The organism is Streptomyces sp. NBC_01669, from assembly GCF_026339735.1.
Taxonomy (GTDB): Bacteria; Actinomycetota; Actinomycetes; order Streptomycetales; family Streptomycetaceae; genus Streptomyces; species Streptomyces yanii.
In genome coordinates this window covers 56,212-72,825 of sequence record NZ_JAPEQG010000001.1, presented here as the reverse complement: position 1 = coordinate 72,825, position 16,614 = coordinate 56,212, and the positions used below count along the sequence as shown (strand labels likewise).

Below are 16,614 nucleotides of genomic sequence, written 5' to 3'. Positions count from 1 at the left end.
CTGATGCGGGGAACAGCGTGCTGAGCTGTCCTTTTCTAGCCTGGTACCCGTGGATCTTGGCTGTCATGGAGTGACTAAGTGGCTGTCATGTGCTGCGCATTCCGTGTAGCACAGCTGGTCGGTGGCTGACGTGTGGATGCTCATTCCTGTGCACGGTATGGGAGCGCCGGGGTGTGCTGGTGGGCATGACTGCTCAGCCGTCGTTGTCTGTGACCCCCCTGCCCGAGGGAGCGTTCGGGTGCGGGACGTGCTGCCGCCCGTGCCATGTCGCTCGCGTCGCTATCGCAGGACAAGGGGCTGGTGCGGCAGGTGGTGGTACGCCGGCTTCTCGCGTTGGACGAGGCCGGCGCGTTGGAATCGGTGCACGTCAGGATCGTGGCCGAGACAGCCGGAGTGTCACTACGGACGGCCTGGCGTTGGCTCGCGAGGGCTCGTAAGGGCCAGACCGAGCCGGTCTACCGGCGCGGAGGGTTCATGCTGGACGACACGCTGTGGGCCCGACTCGAAGAGCTGGACGGGAACGTCTCCGAGTTGCGCCGGCAGTTGTCCAAAGCAGGTGACGAATCCGTTCTGCCCGGCCCGCTGCCTTCGCTGGCGACCATGCACCGGCCGGTACGCGAACAACGCCGGGCGGGCCGAGTCTTTCAGAGCACGCGCCCCGGGAAAGGACATATCGATCCCGACCGCTACGACCGGGCCCTGGCCGAGCTCGCTCTGCCGGGAACGGTCGATGAGACCGGTCAGGCCCTGCCCGTGTCCGGCATGGAACAGGCCGACGCGACGGATACCGCCCCCGCGATCCGGCCTGCGGCGCTGGGTGATGGCGTCCGTCTGTACGTGCCGGGCGCGCACCTCGTGTCGACCCGCCAGCTCGGCACAGTGACCGAGGCCCTCGCGCACACGGTCGCCGCGCGAGGGATCATGTGTCTCTACGGGGATCCGGGCCACGGGAAAGACGGTCGCTCTCCAGCAGGCGCTGTGCCTGCTGCCGCGCCGTGTCCCGGTTCGTTGCGCGCTGGTCGCGGTGAAGCCGGCTCTGCCGCAGCTGCGTTCCGCGCTGCTGACCGTGATGATGTGTGCTGGTTTGTCAGTGATTTTTCGGCGTGGATGTGTCAGTGGTGTGGGGTGTTGATAGCGCTGGCTGAGATGGGGGCGGCTGGGTGTCTGCTGCTGACAGTGGTTGCCGATGTTGCGCCGACGTTTTTGACGAATCGCCGGGTCATGTTGGTGCCGATCGGGATAGCGGGTGGACGGTTCGGGTTGTCCATCGCCGCAGCGGTTGAGGAAGCCTCTACGATCCGGTTGATCATTGAACCGGGGAGGGGACATGGCCGAGGGCCGGGAAACGACGGACGCGGTCGCGGAGAGATCGGTGGAGCTGGCCTACCGGCCGTCCGTCGGCGACTTGGCGTCCGCGCTGCGGGCACGTGCGAGGAGCACCGGCGCGGGACGCTTTCAGCGCCGGGCGCTGGTCTGGACGGTGGCGGTCGCGGCCGTCGGTGCCCTGCTGTCGGCGGCCGGTTCCGGCCGCCGTGACACACCGTGGCCGCTGTATGCGGGGCTGGTGGTATTCGCCGTCTTCATGACTGCGGTGCCGTGGCTGCAGGCGCGCCAGCTCCACCGGCTCGCCGAACGGCAGGGGGACATCCGCGGGACGGTCGACGACACCGGGATCCGGCTCACCACCGCGCACAGCTCGGCCACCCTCGACTGGCACCTCTACCCGCGCTACGCCGAGACCCCGGAGCTGTTCGTGCTTCTCAGCGCCGACAAGTCCGCCGTCGGCGTCGTCGTCCTGCCCAAGCGGGCCGTGGCGGACCCGGAGGACGTGGACCGGCTGCGGGCGGTCCTCGACCGTCGGCTCGTGCGCGCGGACGCCGTCGAGGGGCCCGGCGGCCCGCAGAGCCGGGGCCGGGCCGTCGGCCGCGGGGTCAGCTCCGTCGGACTGTTGCTGCTGGGGCTGCTGCTGTTCTTCTTCGCCTTCGCCGCCGTCCAACACGCCGCGCACCCGGATCGCTTTCCCGGGATCCAGAACAACACCGCCCCGATATCGGCCGTCATGCTGGTGCTGGGGACGCTCGCGGTCGCCGGGGCCTGGTGGCTCGTACGGCGGATGACGGCCATGCGGATCGTGACCGCCGTGCTCGCCGTCCTCGTCCTGCTGGCCGGTGGCGCCGCCCTGTACCGCGTTGGGCCAATGCTCCACTGCTGGGGCTCGGACAGAATCGCCCGCGGGCCCGACGGCGCCTACGCCTGCTACGACTTCTGAGGCAGTCCAGCTGTCGCAGCGGCTCTACCTAGCGGTGGGCGAGGAGGGAGCAACGGAGCCACGCGTTCCCGCAGGTCATCAGGTACAAGATCAGCTGCCACACGCAGAAGCGTGCAGTCACCTCATTCCAGAACCCAAGCCTCACGTCGAACCTGAGAGGAGCGACTCGGTGGTGACGCTTATTGTCTCGGGCAGAAACTGTAGGGACGAAATATCCGAGCCTGAAATGCAGCGTTGCCGTCGCCCGACTCACCTTGCGTGATCTTGACCCCGTGTCCACCAGCGGAAAGGATCTGCTGTTTGGGGGTGGTTCTGGTTGCAGGCCAAGGTGATTCGGCGACCCGCGTACGTGTGGCTTCCCGTCGCTGCGGGGATCGCGTTCTACGTGTGTGCGGTTTTGATCATAGGTCCGCTGGACGAGGAGCCAGCGGCGGCGTTCGAGGTCGCCGGTCTGACCGTCTTCCTCTGGGCGCTTGGATGGGATTCTGCCATCCGCAGCACTGACGACCATGTGTCGATCACGAACTTCTCGTGACCTCGACCGTCGCTTGGACCGATGTCGAGGAAGTGACCGTGCACGACGGCCTGACCATCAAGTTGAGAGACGGCCGCCCGATTAGTTCGGTCGCGTTCGGTAGTTCACTGCTGGGAGCCTTCACTGGCTATTCGACCCACCAAAGGGCGTTTCGGCTGCTCCGAGAAGCCCACCTCAATGCGCTCCAGGTGATGCCTGGGGCGCACCGGTGGCCCCGGGCGGCCCGTGCACGGTCTGCCGCACAAGCACGGACAGCCAGCAGCCGCCCACGGCGGAACGGGCGATCACGGCTGCGGAGGCCGCCGAGACCAACGGGATCCTGGCCCGCCTGCGCCGCACGTAGCCGCCCCGCACCGCGGTGCGAGTGTCAGATCCAGGTGCCTTCCAGGGCGCGGCGGTCGCCGGTGAGGGCGTAGCGGCGTGTGGCGAGGATGGTTTCCACGTCGCAGCCGATGTCGTCGGCGTACTGGGCGAGGACGGTGTCGGCGGCTTCCTGGTCGGACAAGTAGCCGGGGCGAGTTCGAGAGTGGTCTGGCCCAGCTTCTCGCTGGCCGTGACCATCTCGTCGACCGGGCGCCGTACCACTGTCGTGTCAGTGGGGTGCTGCTCCGCATCGCGAGCGCCCGCTCCAGAGCATTGGCCGCCCCTCTGTCACAGGCGTAGGACGACCAGGGCGGTGTCGTCGGTGGCACCGGCAGGTGGGGTCAGGTCGGCCAGGAGCGCGTCGGCGAGGGCTTCGGGGTCGGTGGCCTGGTTGCGTGTGAGGGAGTCGGCAAGCCGGGTCAGGCCGGCGTCGATGTCCTCGCTGCGGCGTTCGACCAGCCCGTCGGTGTACAGCACAAGGGTGGCCCCCTCGGTGAACGTGGTTTCGGCCTGCGGGCTGGGGAGGTGTTCGGGGCGGGCGCCGAGTGGGGGGTCGGTGGCCTGGTCGAGGAAGTCCACGGTGCCGTCGGGGTGCAGCAGGGCTGGTGGAAGGTGGCCGGCGCTGCTGTAGGCGATGGTGCGGTTGGTGCTGTCGATGACGGCCAGGACGGCCGTTGTCGATTCCGCGCCGTCGACCGAGCGGGCGTACAGGCCGAGGGCTTCCAGGGCCTGGGCGGGGCCGTCGGCGACGCGGGAAGCGGCGCTGAGGGCGCTGCGCAGCTGGCCCATGACGCAGGCGGCGGCCAGGCCGCAGCCGACGACGTCGCCGACGGCCACCGCGATGCGGTCGTCAGGCAGTTCGACGAGGTCGTACCAGTCCCCGCAGACGTTCAGGGCCCCGGCTGCCGGGCGGTAGCGCACTGCTGCGCGGTGGTGCCTCACAGGCCCGGGGGCGGGCAGCATCGCCTCTTGCAGGATCAGGGCGACTTCGTGTTCGTGGGCGTGGGCCTCGCGCAGCCGTTCGTTGACCCCTTGCAGTTCCCCGGCCCGGGTGTACAGCTCGGCTTCCAGTACCGTCGGCCGGTCACCGCTGCCTCGGCCGGGGAGGGTGCGGATCAGCTCGGTGATGTCCTCCTCCCGGTGCAGCAGCAGCGCCACCTGCCCGTCCGGGCCGATGACGGGGACGTTGACCGGGCTCCAGTACCGCTCCTCCCACATCCCGGGCCGGTCAGGGTACTCCACGTCGTAGCGGTGCAGCGTCATGGCGTCGCGCTTCCCGGTGGCAGCCACCCACTGCAGCGATGCCTGCAGCTTGCGCATGCCGGTTACGGCGGGGTTCTTGGGGTCGTCGGGGAAGGCATCAGACAGTTGGCGGCCTACCACCTGGTCACGGGTACGCCCCATGCTGCGCAGGAACGCCTCATTGACGTCGGCATACACCAGGTCCGTAGTGAACAGGGCCACCGGGCTCGGCAGGGCCTGGAATACCGCCTCGTAGTCGATCCCGGATGCGTTCACGATGCCCCTGCCTACGACGCCATGTCGATCATGTGCATTCACGATAAGCACCAGCGGCGCTCCGGGCAGGTCGCCCGGTTGCCGGTCGGTATGACGTGTCCGGCTTCACTGCCCCGCCCGTCACTATGCCCATTCCAGTCCGAGGTTGGCGAGGGCGGCGAGTTGGTGGTCGGTGAGTCGGTGGCGTCGGGTTTTCTGGTTGGTGAGGAAGATGCCCAGGCGTACGGTGGTGCCGTCGGGGAGGACTTCCACGTGCTGCCTTCCGACCACGGTCTTCCCCTCTCGCGCGATGTACTGGGCGAGGGCTGCTACGCCCCGTGTGAACGCGTCGGACCCTTTCGCTGCCCCAGCCTTCGCGTTGGCTCGCGCTGGGGCCTTGTGGGGCTGTGCAGCCGGTTTCACGCCGAGTTCGTTCAGGCGGTGTTGCTGTTCGGGGTTGAGGCGTGTCCAGTCGCGTACCTGCCGGGTGAGCCAGCGTCCGATGTCGTCGCCGCGATGGGTCACTCCGGGCACGATCTCCTCGAGGCCGGCACCGCCCGCGAGGAGCGCGGCGAGGCCGGTGTAGTGGCGCTGCCAGTCGACGGTCCAGCCCAGTGCCCCGGGGTTCCAGTCGGGGTCGATGGCGGCGAGCTGCTCGGCCCGCCGCTGCGCCCGTTCGGGGTCTTTGCCGAGTCCGCTGGGGCGTCGGAGGTTGGTGAGCCATTGCCCGACCGGTTTGTCGAGGGCGGTGGCGTGGCGGGGTGCGGCCAGGGTGCGGGCCTGTGCGTGGTAGGCGCGGGCGGCGGCGAGGTTTTCGGTGAATGCCGTGTCGGCGGTGTCCCAGATCATGCCGAGTTCTTCGAGCTCGTCGGCCCGGGTGCTGGGCATGGTTCCGGCCCGGTAAGCCCTTCTCTGATCGGACAGCCACCTGCCCAATGGGTAGGCGCCTTCCTGGTGGTCGTACGGAACGTCCAGGCCTGTCCCGCTCGAAAATACGATTCGGTGCTGTGAGCTGCGGTGGTGTCGTTTGGTCAGGCGGCGCGGTGATACTGGTTGATCAATCCTCCGAGGATGGGTTGTCGCCGGATCCGGTGGGCCTGGAGGTCGGTGATGGCGGCCGGGTTGGACGGTTGGTCGCTGTCCGGGGGTAGCTGCTGGCGGGATTGGTGGGGACGGTGTCCGTTGTAGTGCTGGATGTACTCGGTCAGCACTTTCACGGCGTGGGCCTCGTTGTAGATCAGCATGCGGTCGAGGAGCTCGCGGCGGAGGGTGCCCACGACCCGCTCGCAGATCGCGTTCGCTTTGGGTGCCCGTGGTGGGCTGAGCAGAATCTCCACGCCGTCGGCCTCGAAGACGGCGTCGAAGGCACGGGTGTACTTGCTGTCCCGGTCCCGGAGGAGGAAACGCAGCGAGTCGATGCGGCGGTCCAGGATCACGGCGAGGTTCCTGGCCTGCTGGACGGTCCATTGCGCGGTGGGATGGGCGGTGACGCCGGCGAGGTGGAGGCGCCGGGTGCCGTGCTCGATGACGACCAGGGCGTAGAGGCGCTTGAGTGACACGGTGTCGAGGTGGAGGAAGTCGGCGGCGATGATGCCGTGGGCCTGGGCGGTGAGGAACCGGTGCCAGGTCGGCCCGGAGCGCTGCGGGGCGGGGTCGATGCCGGCGGCATGCAGGATCTCCCAGACTGTGGACGGGGCGATCGCGTAGCCCAGGCGGGCGAGTTCGCCCTGAATCCGGCGGTGGCCCCAGGTGCTGTTCTCGCGGGCCAGGCGCAGAATGAGCTGCTTGACTGCGGGCGCGGTGGAGGGTCGGCCGGGGCGGCGGCGTTGGGTGAACGCCCACTTGCGGGCGAGGAGTTGACGGTGCCAGGCCAGCAGTGTGGTGGGGGTGACCGCGAAGACCTGGCGCCGGCGTTCGCGCGGGATCAGCCGGGAGAGTGCGGCGAGCCAGATCCGGTCGGCGGGCTCGGAGCAGACCCGGGCGATCTGCCGGCGCAGCACCGCGTTCTCATGCCGGAGCGCGAGAACTTCCGCATCTTTGGCCATACGGCTGCGCAGTACGGCAGCGGGCACGGTGATCAGATTCCGGACGAGCGTGGCGACGACCGACAGCGACATCCGCAGATCGTCGCAGGCCAGTCGAGGCCTTGTCGCCAGGATCAGCAAACGTGCAGGCCACAGCCGCTAAATCGTATTTTCGAGCGGGACAGGATGGGGCTCTCACGTGCCAGACCCCGAGCCCGTGCGCATCAATGACGGGGTGACGACTTCGGAATGAGACCACTGATATCCGATCCGGACCGCAGGTCAGCGACCCAGTGCACCTTCGGTGCGCGCCTTGGGGCCGGCAAACCGAAGGCCACGGTACGTCGATGACCTTGGAACCGACCCGTCCGCGCGTCAGAGGTAGTCCTCCAGGCGCGCCACCGCAAAGCCCTGCTCCTGGATGTGGCGCAGCATGTTTGCCGTCATCTCGGTCATCGAGTGGCCCTTGAGCTCTTCGGGCCCACGGAAGTGGGCCAGGATGATGTCGCCGGGGTGGAGCTTCTTGTCGGCACGCTGGTACTGCATGTTGGTGATCTGCATGGACTCGCGCCACAGCACGATCACCTCGACTCCGCACTGCCCCGCGGCGATGCGGGTGTTCTCGTTCCAGTTGCCGTAGGGCGGCCGCAACAGACGCGGGATGGTTCCGTACTCCTTGCCGAGCCTGGTCTGCTGGCCGCAGATCTCCTCGCGCTGCGCGGCAGCGCCCTTGGTACGCAGATCGGGATGGGACAGCGTGTGGTTCTGAATCGTGTTCCCGAACTGTTGCAGTGGCTTGAAGTAGCCGTAGTCGGCGCTGATGGCCGAGTCGGTCAGGAACATCGTGAAGGGGACCTTCAGTTCGCGCATCATTTTCACGAACCCGGGGTCCTTCTCGGCGCCGTCGTCGAAGGTGATGAAGACGACCTTGTCCCTGGTGGGTATGTCGCTGATGACCGGCACCGGTTCGCCCGCCCGGCGCTTTACCGGCTTGACCTTCGGAGGGGCGGGCGGCGCGGCAAGTGGCTTGAGGCCCCAGGCGCGGAAGGCCGCGGCCTCGTGCGCGGCGTCCGCGACGGGCGCATTGCCGCCCGCCCGGGGGGACGCCGCCGGCGGACGAACGGAGTTCGAAGCGGCAGGCCCTGCCGCCTGGACGCGCGACGAACAGCCCGATATGAGGAGAACGCCGGTGAGCGCCAGCCCCGCGATTTTCTTGTCCACGAGAACCCCAAGTCCCGAACACATCTTCTATGGCGTCCTGCTTGACGGAGGACGTGGCCGCCGGGTTCCCGCGGGTCGATGTGACGTGAATGGGGTTCACCGGGTTGACGAACGAAGGCCCGGCCATTTGGTCTGCCACCGTCCCCACCTGCCCGCCGCCCTGCACCAGGCCCTGCAGGCGGCCGACCACACCCCCACCACCGACTACGCGGCCGCCCGGGTTCTGGACGGGGCGGGGACTTGCCGCGCTCGGTCTCACGGCTGGGGACGAGATGACCGAGCGGCAGGCCGAACTGCTCCTGGGGGAAGGCCGGCACCCGGATGCCGACCGGATCGAGGCGGAGCTCCTGGAAGCGGGTGACGATCCGGTGAAGGCGCGGCGGGCGACGGTGCTGGGGCGGCCCATCGAGCACATCAAGGGGCCGCACATCGAGTCGCCGTGGCTCGCGATGGACCTGGTGTTCCGGGCGCCCTCAACTGCTCAGTCCGCGTGGGCGCTGGTTGATGACGAGACCCGCCGGGTGCTGGAGTTGTGCCAGGACATCGCCCGGGACAAGACTCTGGCGCGGCTGGAGGAGTCGGTCGCGCAGATCCGCTGGGGGAGCGGCGGCAAGCACCGCGCCCCGGTGAAGGACGGGCTGATCATCGCGGTCTTCCGGCACTACGAGTCGAGAGCCGGAAAGCCGCTGCTCCATGACCACGCCGTAGTTTCGATCAAGGCGCGGCGGCCGGACGGGAAGTGGGGGAACGTGTCCACCGACGACCTCCTCGACAACATCGTGGCGGCCGGCACGCTTTACACCCTGACCTTCATGGAGGAGGTCTCCGCCCGGCTCGGGTGGGCGTGGGAGCCGCGCGAGGTGACGCCCGGCAGAAGACCGGTCATGGAAATCGCGGGCATCGACCAGCGGCTGATCGGCTGGCAGTCGACCCGCCGTCAGCAGATCGCGGACGCGCTGCCCGTCCTCATGGCCAACTACGAAGAGACACAGGGTCACCCGCCGGGGGAGCGGGCCGCCTACGCGCTGGACCAGCAGGCCGCCGACCGGACGCGCCCGCCGAAGCGCAAGGAGGCGCGGTCGCTGTCCGAGCTGCGCGAACGATGGCGAGATTCGGCGATCCGGGCGTTCGGCGCCTGCACCGTCTACCGGCTGGCGGAGCGGGCGCGGGCGGCAGCCGCGGCGGTGTGGGCGCGGGTGCGGCCGGCTGTCGACGTCGCCCTGGCCGCCGTTGACACCGTCGCCGTGGTGTACGTGATGCGCGGCGCGTTCAAGCGCCGGCACCTGCTCGCCGAAGCCCGCCGCCACCTCGCCTACGTCCTGCGCGGCCGACCCCACCAGCCCGGCCTGGACGAACAGATCGTGCAGGCGGCCATCGACGACTACACCCGCCCGGCCGGCCGCAGGATGATGACCGCCGACCTCCGCGCGCTGTACCCGCGCGACACCGAGGACCAGGCCGTGCTGCGCCCGCTGACCCGTAACCGGTCCGCGCCCCCGTACGAGCGGGCCCGCCTCGCCGCCGGCGCCCTGACCGCCCGGGTCCACGCCGTGCGCCGCGCGGACCGCCTGAGCTCCCGCGCCCTGCCGCACACCGTCGCCCTGCCCGCCGCCCCGACGTCGCGCCTGCGGCCGGACCGTGCGGACCGGAAGGTCGGTCGGGACCAGGAGCAGGCGACCGACGTTGCCGCGGTGGAGCAGACCCGGCGGGTGTTCGAGGCCGCCGCGCAGCGCACCGTGTGGCCACTGGAGGCGTTCTACTTCCACGACGACTTCGAACGACTGGAGAGCATGGAGGCTGCGCCCGCGATCCGGGCTGACTGAACTTCCAGGGGCTTGCCCGGCCCTGACGGAGCGGTGCCGTGCGGCGGGTAGGGGGTTGCACCCAAGGGCGGCTGGACAGTGGGCTGGACGGTTGCTTTCAGCGGGGGACCGGAGGTACTGCCGCAGGTGTGGACCCCCCAAATCGGACACCGCCCATTTTTGCAGGTCACCCCTTGTGGGCAAGCCGGTCCCGTGCGCGGACACCTCTTTCCCAAGCGATAGCCGAGGGAAAGAGGTGTGCTTCGAGCCCCGGGGCCGACGGGTTGCGGCGGAGGAAATCCCTGGTCGCCGGTTGATCGGGATGGCAGGCTCGGCCTCCACTCGAAGGGAGCTCCGCGATGACCGAGCCGGAACGCGTCGACTGCACCGACTGCTTCGCCCTGCCGGGCCCCGACAACACCCGCATCGCGTACGTGAAGACCGGCGGCGGGATCAGCGAGACCTGGCACACCCCCGACTGCCCGGCCCTGGCGATCACGCAGATCAACATGGAGGAGGGAAGCAAGCGGGTCCGAGAACAGGACGCATGGGCCCGGGGCGTCTTTCCCGCCGCGCACGAGCGGCTCAGGAAGGCCGCCGTCGTGATACCCGCCGACACCGCCGCCCAGCCCCTGGCCGACGCCCTGAGCGAGCTGGTCCAGGCGCAGGCCGACACAGACGGCTTCGTCGTCCTGCACCGCTGGGCGCAGATCCTGGAGCGGCACTTCCCGCCGGAGCTTCCCGATCCCGACCGCACCACTGAGTAGCTGGCACCCGGGCACTGCACGGGTGGGGGCGCCGGAGTTCCGTTGGGCCGGGGAGCTGGCTGCTGATCGGCTGGCCGGTCCGGACACCCGGGTTGCACGGATCGGTCACACCGCTGACGTGCGGTTTGGCCGATGGGTGCGACCGGATCGGTCACACAGTTGGTCACCGGTCACGGCCGCGGACATATGACCGGTCACGAGTGCCGGGCAAGCCCAAGAGGACCCTGGGCAAGCTCACCGTGCGGCAGGCTTGCCCAGCCCCGAAGGCCGGCGGTGTGTCTCGACATGACAAGGAAATCGAGGCGTACGACGGGTACCAGGTAGCGGGCCGGCTGAAGGTGCCTGTTGCGGCCTGGCGGTGGGCGGCGGCCTCGAACCTGGTCCCGGGCGCCAATGCCGGAGTGGGTCTGGGGTCGTGCGCGGTCGTCGAGGCCACAGATGCGGAGGCGATGCGGGCGGCGCTGCGGAGACCGGCCGTTAGCCTGTCGGTATGTCAGAGCGTGTCATCCCGGGCCGTGCGGGCGGCCTGATCACTCTGGGCGCTGCGGACGCTCTGTGGGCCGGCTTGACGGCCGGCAGAGCTGTGCCGACGGCTTCTGCGGCGTTCACCTGCTCTCCTGCCAATGCCCAGGCGGGCTACGTCCTGCTCGGTAGCCGTGTGGTGGCGACGGTGAAGGCAAGCGGCGGCCAGTGGAGTGTTCCGGAGATTGAGGTGCGCCGGGCGGCAGCGGAACTGAACGCGGTTGAGATGGACCGTCAGGACCTGGTCCGCATCGGTCCGTTCCGTAGCGCGCAGAAGCAGAACGAGAAGACGCCGCTGCGATGGCGCCAGCGCATCACCCGGGAACTGCAGGAGTTGGGCGACCCCGAGCGGGCAGCACAGCCTGAAGGCGGCCGGCCGCACCATCTGGCGGGAATCGACTGGCGGCGGATACTCGTGGAACAATCCCGCGGCCACACGGCGCGGACATGGTGGCTGCCGCGCGCCGTGGTCAGACTGCTGGATGCGGCCGAGCACACCGAAACGCAGTGGCTGCAAGCCGCACGGACCCGCCAGAAAAGCGCAACCGTCACCGAGTCGCCCTCCCACCACCGGCAGGCCCGAGCCGCCGACGGTCGGCAGACGACGAGCCCCCACTGCCCAACCACCCCACTGCGCCCGTACAACGAGGAACTGCAAGGCCACTTGTACTCGGTACTCAGCAGGAAACCCGGCACCTCCCGCAAGGTGGCTGGATGGACTTGCGCCATCTGTCGCACCGCACCCGCCGCCGTACTCGACCACTGTCACGAACACGGCTACGTCCGCGCCCCCGTCTGCCACTCCTGCAACACACAAGAACGCCCCGACCACCTGTACAGCAACGACATCCGCGTGGCCAACCACTACACACGCCTCTTCCACACCCACGCGGCCGACTGGCTCCACCACTGGCACCGCTGCCCCGGCTGCCGCACCCGCACCACCCTCCCACTGCCACACCTCGCTGCATGGACCGCCCACATAGCCTGCCGGTCACTGCGCCCGACCCACCGCGACCCCCGCGGCTCCCGCGCACGCAAACCCTGCGGCGCGCTGCGCGTGTCTTGGACGGGCAGCCAGAACGCGCCCCGTTCCTGCCTGCTCACTGTCGCCGTCGACTTCTGCCCCTCCGGCGAGCACCGTGTCCTGGCGCGAGTCCCTTACCGCGAAGCTGCCGAGCGGTTTGGTACCTGGCTGGCCGAGACCGCTCCTGCCGTTGCCGCCGCGGCCGGACCCGACCGCCTGGACGGCCTCCCCACCCGGTTCCGGCCGGTCATCGCGGACACCAGCAGTGAGGGCCTGGCGCTGTTCTGAGCAAACAGCGGGCGCCTTCTAAAGCGTCTGGCCGCAGGTTCGAGTCCTGCCGGGAGCATTGCCTGACGCCGTCCGCGCGTTCACCGTGTTGTTCTGGTGGCGGCCGACGGGCGGGCTCTTCTCGGTATGCGTCCGCGTCGTGTTGCTCGGCATTCAGGGTTTCCCTTCTCGTTGGTCGTGGGTAGTTGGCGGCTCAGCCTGGGTCGCGTGGGGGCGTCGGTGCCTGTGTCTCTTGGCCGGGGGGCTCTTTGTGGTCGGTGAGGGATCCGGCTGCTCCGCATTCTCTACATGCCGCTGCGCGGGGCTGGTGGAGCGTGGTGAGTGCTTGTTCCCGGTCGAGCGTCTGGGCGCTGGGTGTGCAGCCGATGACGTGGATGAGGGTGGCGCCTGGGTGGCCGGGGCGGTGAGGCAGGTGCTGGACTGTCCAGGCTGGCTGGCCTTTGCGCGGCGGAATACTGCCTGTCTGGGACGCACGGCGGGTGGGCACGTGTTCGTAGGAGATGCCACGGACGGGGCGTGCGTGTGCCGAGCTCACCCAGGCTCGGTGCTCGACCGGTTCCACACCACCATCGGCGGCGTCCTGCCATATGAGGACTCCCACCTGGTATTGCCAGCCGTCCTTCGTCTGGCGTCGGGCATGAAGCCGTGCCCGGATCTCATGACCGCCCGGCAGCGTGACCATGATCGGCGCCGCACCGTGATCGTCCTTTCTCTGCTCCACGGTCACCCTCTACTTCCTGTCCTGTCCGCAACATTGTGTGCTGCCATCATGCCGAGTCGTGATCGGTCGTCAGGTGCGCATGATTTGCCTGCTGCGCGGCGCTGTGACGACGTGGGCCAGGACGACCATCCCGATTGCCTACCTGGCAGTCACACTCAGAGGGCGATATGTCGGCTGATGTTCGGTTGATGATTCGCTGGCTACGAGTGCCTGACGGAACTCGCCAGGTGGGACGCGGTGTCAGTCGGCCTGCGGCAATCGACTGGGCGCCGAGGCCGAAGGCGCAGGTGAGAGCGATCCACTCGGGCGTCTCAGTGAATCAGGCGACAGGTGAGCAGGGCTGCCGATGTGAGGGCCTTCCACTGCGGCACTATGAGCGACCGCCAGCAACGACGAACGCAGGACCACACTGGAAACGGCAGGAGTCAGAAATCCCATGAGTATCTCCGGACCCAAGCCCGATAGGGTGGCCGACAACGCTGGCGGCGACCCCACGGACCCCGCAGGTCCCACCGGCCGGCTGGCCACCTGGCTTGCCGGCACCTCGCTGGGCGAGGTGCCGCCTTCCGTGCGCGAGCGCGCCAAGCACCTGCTGCTCGACGGTATCGCCTGTGCCCTGGTCGGAGCCAGGCTCCCTGTCTCCCGCAAAGGTGTCGAGGGGGTCACCGCGCTGGACAACGCCGGGAGCGCCGCGCTGATCGGTTGGGGAGCCCGCACGACCAGCGCGCCGTCGGCGGCGATGCTCAACTCCAGCTTCATCCAGGGTTTCGAACTCGACGACTACCACCCGCTCGCTCCGTTGCACAGCAATGCGCTGGTCGTGCCGGCCATGCTCGCGGCGGTCCCGCACGTCGGTGAGGTGTCAGGGTCCCGCTTCCTGCTCGGCGCGATCCTCGGCTATGAGACGGGGCCACGGGTGGGCCTGGCCCTGGGGGGCCTGGAGATGATCTCCCGTGGCTGGCATTCGGGGGTGGTCTTCGGTACCCACAGCGCCGCGGTGTCTGCTGGGACGCTCTATGGGCTGGACGCCGCCGCATTCGAGGACGCCTTGGGGATGGCTGCCACCCAGTCGTGCGGCCTGATGTCGGCGCAGTTCGAGTCGATGGTCAAGCGGATGCAGCACGGCTTCGCCGCGCGCAACGGCCTGACCGCAGCCGCGCTCGCGGCATCGGGCTACGTCGGCATCAAGCGGGTCTTCGAGCGTGAGTACGGCGGCTTCCTGTCCACCTTCGGAGAGGGGCACCGCCCCGACGCCGGGCAGATCACCGCGGGCCTGGGCGTGGTCTGGGAGACCGAGCGCATCGCGGTGAAGGCGTACGCCGCCATGGGCCTGCTGCACGCCGCCATCGACGCTGCCCTCCACCTGCGGTCGGAGCACAAGCTGACGGCCGACCAGGTCGAACGGATCGAGATCGACCTGCCGGAAGCCGCCTATGGACATGGAGGATGGCGGGCGGTCCGGCCGCTCGAGCCGATCGGCGTCCAGATGAACGTGGCCTACACGGTGGCGGTGGCGCTCATCGACGGGGACGTGCTCATCGACCAGTTCGCCGAGAAGCGGATCAACCGCGACGACGTGTGGAACCTGATCGACCGCACGGAAACACGCCACGAACAGACGTACGACCGGCTCCCGGTCGATGAAAGGCTCACTACACGGTTGCGTCTGACCCTGAAAGACGGCGGGGTCTGCGAAGCGGTCGTCCGGCACCCCCGCGGCACCGGCGACCGCTTCCTGACCAACGCGGAGATCGTCGACAAGTACCGCAGCCTGACTCACTCCGTGGTCTCCCCGGGCCGCCAGGCCGCCATCGAGAACGCCGTCCTCGGCCTCGAAGCCCTCGACGACATCTCCCAGCTGACCGCCCTGCTCACTCCCGCCGTGCGGCCCGCCCTGGACTGAGAGGGCGTCACCGCCCCCAAGGTCAGCTCCCCGCCGGTCATGCGCCGCGCCATGTGGGGGCGGATGACCTGGTCAGCATCCTCGACATCCGGTCGCTTATGGCCCAGTACACCCTCGACTCGGCCGAGGCGGGCCGATGCTCGTAGTCGCGCACCAGCCTCCGGTGCAGCATCAAGACCCCGTTCGTCTGCTCCACCACCCATCTCCTGGGCTGCGGCACGAACCCGGTGTCGCCGGGGTTGCGCTTCACTACTTCGACCTCGATGCCCGCCTTCGCCCCGTGGTCCTGGACGGTGTTTTTGAGGCTCTCCTGTCGCTTCCGTGGGTGGTCAGTTCGTGAGTTGACGGCCTGGTAGCTGGGGTCGGTGGCCGCCGAGGCTGAGCATCGCGAGGGCGATGAGGGACTTGGGGTCCTTGAAGCCGAAGGCGATGCGGGTGATCAGTCGGATTTTGGTGTTCATGGACTCGACCAGGCCGTTGCTCAGCCCGTGCTCGGCGGCGGCGGTGATGGCGTCGAAGTGTCTGACGATGCTGCGCTGCAGCTCGACGAAGGCGGCTATTCGTGAGCGGCGGGCCCAGAGCACCCAGTCCCACAGCGCCTCGGTGGTGTCGGGGCCCTGTTTGAGGGCGGTGCGCAGACCTTCCTTGAGCAAGTACGCCCGGTGGAGCAGCGGGTGAGCCTTGGCGATGAAGAGCAGTTGGGCCCGCTGCCCGGCCGTGAGGTCCTCGGGGTTCTTCCACAGCGCGAAGCGGGCCTTCTTCAGGGACTTCGAGCCTCGGGTGGATCTGCCCTTGCCTCCGCGCTCGGCGTTCCACACCTGACGGCGCACGACGTCCAGGGCGTCGGTGGTCCACTGAACGACGTGAAACGGGTCCATCACCCGTACCGCCTGCGGGCAGCGCTCGGCGACCACCGTGGAGATCCAGTCGGCCGCATCCGCGGACACGTGGGTGAGCTTCGTGGCGCGCTCGTTCCCCAGGGCGTCGAAGAACTTACGCAGGGTGGCCTTGTCCCGGCCGGCCTCAGCCCAGACCAGACGCCCGGAGTCGTGATCCACCACGACGGTCAGGTACTTGTGGCGCTTCTTGTAGCTGATCTCGTCAATACCGATCCGTCGTAGCCCGGCGAACAGGTCCACCGACTTCTCGACGTCCGCCCAGACCCGGGCGACGATGTTGCCCACCGTGCGCCAACCGGTCCGCATGAGCTGGGTGACGGACGTCTTGGAACAGCAGGTCGCCAGCCAGGCCACCTGCGCGTCGAACGCCAGGGTATGTCCGGCGCCGTGCCTCGCCCAGGGAACCGAGGCGACGACTATGCCGTGCTCGGGGCAGGAGACCCGGGGCGCGTCGGCCTCGAGGAATGCCTGGATGACGCCCAGGTCCAGGGCCCGCCAGCGGCGGCGTCCCTCACCAGCGTCGTACTTCGCCACCTTGCGCCGACAGATCCCGCACCGCTCCCTGTGGCCCTTCGCCGGTCGGACATGCGCCACGATCACCAGCTCACCACCGACACCGCCCTCGGGGTCTGCCTCCTCGGCCTCGACCTGCTCGATCAGCGTCTTTTCGACACCGAGCAACCGAACCCATATCCTCTTACTTTGCACGCCGTATCCAGGTTTATTCGTTTCGTACCTTCAGCAGTCGAAACGTACCCCGGGTACGGCGTGTTCTG

Annotated in this window: 12 protein-coding genes and 2 pseudogenes; 6 read left to right on the top strand and 8 right to left on the bottom strand. The window is 68.8% G+C overall.

The genetic code is table 11. The features are described from left to right. Nucleotides 1-1,327: 1,327 nt before the first annotated feature. Both OG972_RS00325 and OG972_RS00320 read left to right on the top strand, forming a co-directional pair. Complete coding sequence (locus OG972_RS00325; RefSeq protein WP_266977691.1) at nucleotides 1,328-2,269, top strand: YcxB family protein; 942 nt, start codon at nucleotides 1,328-1,330, stop codon at nucleotides 2,267-2,269. A gap of 316 nt (nucleotides 2,270-2,585) precedes the next feature. Next, nucleotides 2,586-2,804: a hypothetical protein gene (locus OG972_RS00320; protein WP_266977690.1), complete on the top strand. Its 219-nt coding sequence runs from the start codon at nucleotides 2,586-2,588 to the stop codon at nucleotides 2,802-2,804. 367 nt (nucleotides 2,805-3,171) lie between these two features. On the opposite strand, the gene OG972_RS00315 is transcribed toward OG972_RS00320, so the two are convergent. The 5 genes from OG972_RS00315 to OG972_RS00295 all read right to left on the bottom strand — a co-directional run bounded on the left by OG972_RS00315 (nucleotide 3,172) and on the right by OG972_RS00295 (nucleotide 7,909). Then, a complete protein-coding gene (locus tag OG972_RS00315; protein WP_266977689.1) occupies nucleotides 3,172-3,309 on the bottom strand; it encodes a hypothetical protein in 138 nt (45 codons plus the stop codon). 146 nt (nucleotides 3,310-3,455) lie between these two features. Continuing rightward, nucleotides 3,456-4,688, bottom strand: a complete 1,233-nt coding sequence (locus OG972_RS00310; RefSeq protein ID WP_266990194.1) for a PP2C family protein-serine/threonine phosphatase — start codon at nucleotides 4,686-4,688, stop codon at nucleotides 3,456-3,458. Between the two features lie 120 nt (nucleotides 4,689-4,808). After that, nucleotides 4,809-5,639 carry a helicase associated domain-containing protein gene (locus OG972_RS00305; protein ID WP_266990192.1) on the bottom strand — a complete coding sequence of 277 codons (831 nt, stop codon included), beginning with the start codon at nucleotides 5,637-5,639 and terminating at the stop codon, nucleotides 4,809-4,811. Nucleotides 5,640-5,695: 56 nt separating this feature from the next. Then, the gene (locus OG972_RS00300; RefSeq protein ID WP_266977688.1) at nucleotides 5,696-6,781 is read right to left on the bottom strand and encodes an integrase core domain-containing protein; all 1,086 of its coding nucleotides are present in this window, start codon (nucleotides 6,779-6,781) and stop codon (nucleotides 5,696-5,698) included. Nucleotides 6,782-7,063: 282 nt separating this feature from the next. After that, entirely contained in the window at nucleotides 7,064-7,909 is an 846-nt protein-coding gene (locus OG972_RS00295) for a polysaccharide deacetylase family protein (protein WP_266977687.1), read from the bottom strand. A 212-nt stretch (nucleotides 7,910-8,121) separates the two neighbouring features. Between OG972_RS00295 and mobF the strand changes: the two are divergent. The 3 genes and pseudogenes from mobF to OG972_RS00280 all read left to right on the top strand — a co-directional run. Beyond that, nucleotides 8,122-9,642 (top strand): annotated as a pseudogene (mobF, locus tag OG972_RS00290) (MobF family relaxase); the annotation flags it as partial. A gap of 428 nt (nucleotides 9,643-10,070) precedes the next feature. After that, nucleotides 10,071-10,478: a hypothetical protein gene (locus OG972_RS00285; protein ID WP_266977685.1), complete on the top strand. Its 408-nt coding sequence runs from the start codon at nucleotides 10,071-10,073 to the stop codon at nucleotides 10,476-10,478. Between the two features lie 490 nt (nucleotides 10,479-10,968). Beyond that, nucleotides 10,969-12,315: an endonuclease domain-containing protein gene (locus OG972_RS00280; RefSeq protein WP_266977684.1), complete on the top strand. Its 1,347-nt coding sequence runs from the start codon at nucleotides 10,969-10,971 to the stop codon at nucleotides 12,313-12,315. 193 nt (nucleotides 12,316-12,508) lie between these two features. Here the strand turns inward: OG972_RS00280 and OG972_RS49500 are convergent, their stop codons facing one another. Then, nucleotides 12,509-12,997 (bottom strand): DUF6233 domain-containing protein, encoded by a 489-nt coding sequence (locus tag OG972_RS49500; RefSeq protein ID WP_353961652.1) that lies wholly within the window; start codon nucleotides 12,995-12,997, stop codon nucleotides 12,509-12,511. Nucleotides 12,998-13,472: 475 nt separating this feature from the next. Between OG972_RS49500 and OG972_RS00275 the strand changes: the two genes are divergently transcribed. Beyond that, nucleotides 13,473-14,939: an MmgE/PrpD family protein gene (locus tag OG972_RS00275; protein WP_266977683.1), complete on the top strand. Its 1,467-nt coding sequence runs from the start codon at nucleotides 13,473-13,475 to the stop codon at nucleotides 14,937-14,939. 37 nt (nucleotides 14,940-14,976) lie between these two features. Here the strand turns inward: OG972_RS00275 and OG972_RS00270 are convergent. Both OG972_RS00270 and OG972_RS00265 read right to left on the bottom strand, forming a co-directional pair. Beyond that, nucleotides 14,977-15,240, bottom strand: a pseudogene (locus OG972_RS00270) (IS5/IS1182 family transposase); the annotation flags it as partial. A 28-nt stretch (nucleotides 15,241-15,268) separates the two neighbouring features. Next, a complete protein-coding gene (locus tag OG972_RS00265; RefSeq protein WP_266977682.1) occupies nucleotides 15,269-16,546 on the bottom strand; it encodes an ISL3 family transposase in 1,278 nt (425 codons plus the stop codon). Nucleotides 16,547-16,614 lie beyond the last annotated feature (68 nt).

What these genes read in the sequence shown, in the direction of transcription:
- OG972_RS00325 (WP_266977691.1), top strand. Translation starts at nt 1,328, where the DNA reads ATGGCCGAGGGCCGGGAAACGACGGACGCGGTCGCGGAGAGATCGGTG.
- OG972_RS00300 (WP_266977688.1), bottom strand. Translation starts at nt 6,781, where the DNA reads ATGTCGCTGTCGGTCGTCGCCACGCTCGTCCGGAATCTGATCACCGTG.
- OG972_RS00285 (WP_266977685.1), top strand. Translation starts at nt 10,071, where the DNA reads ATGACCGAGCCGGAACGCGTCGACTGCACCGACTGCTTCGCCCTGCCG.
- OG972_RS00280 (WP_266977684.1), top strand. Translation starts at nt 10,969, where the DNA reads ATGTCAGAGCGTGTCATCCCGGGCCGTGCGGGCGGCCTGATCACTCTG.
- OG972_RS49500 (WP_353961652.1), bottom strand. Translation starts at nt 12,997, where the DNA reads ATGGTCACGCTGCCGGGCGGTCATGAGATCCGGGCACGGCTTCATGCC.
- OG972_RS00275 (WP_266977683.1), top strand. Translation starts at nt 13,473, where the DNA reads ATGAGTATCTCCGGACCCAAGCCCGATAGGGTGGCCGACAACGCTGGC.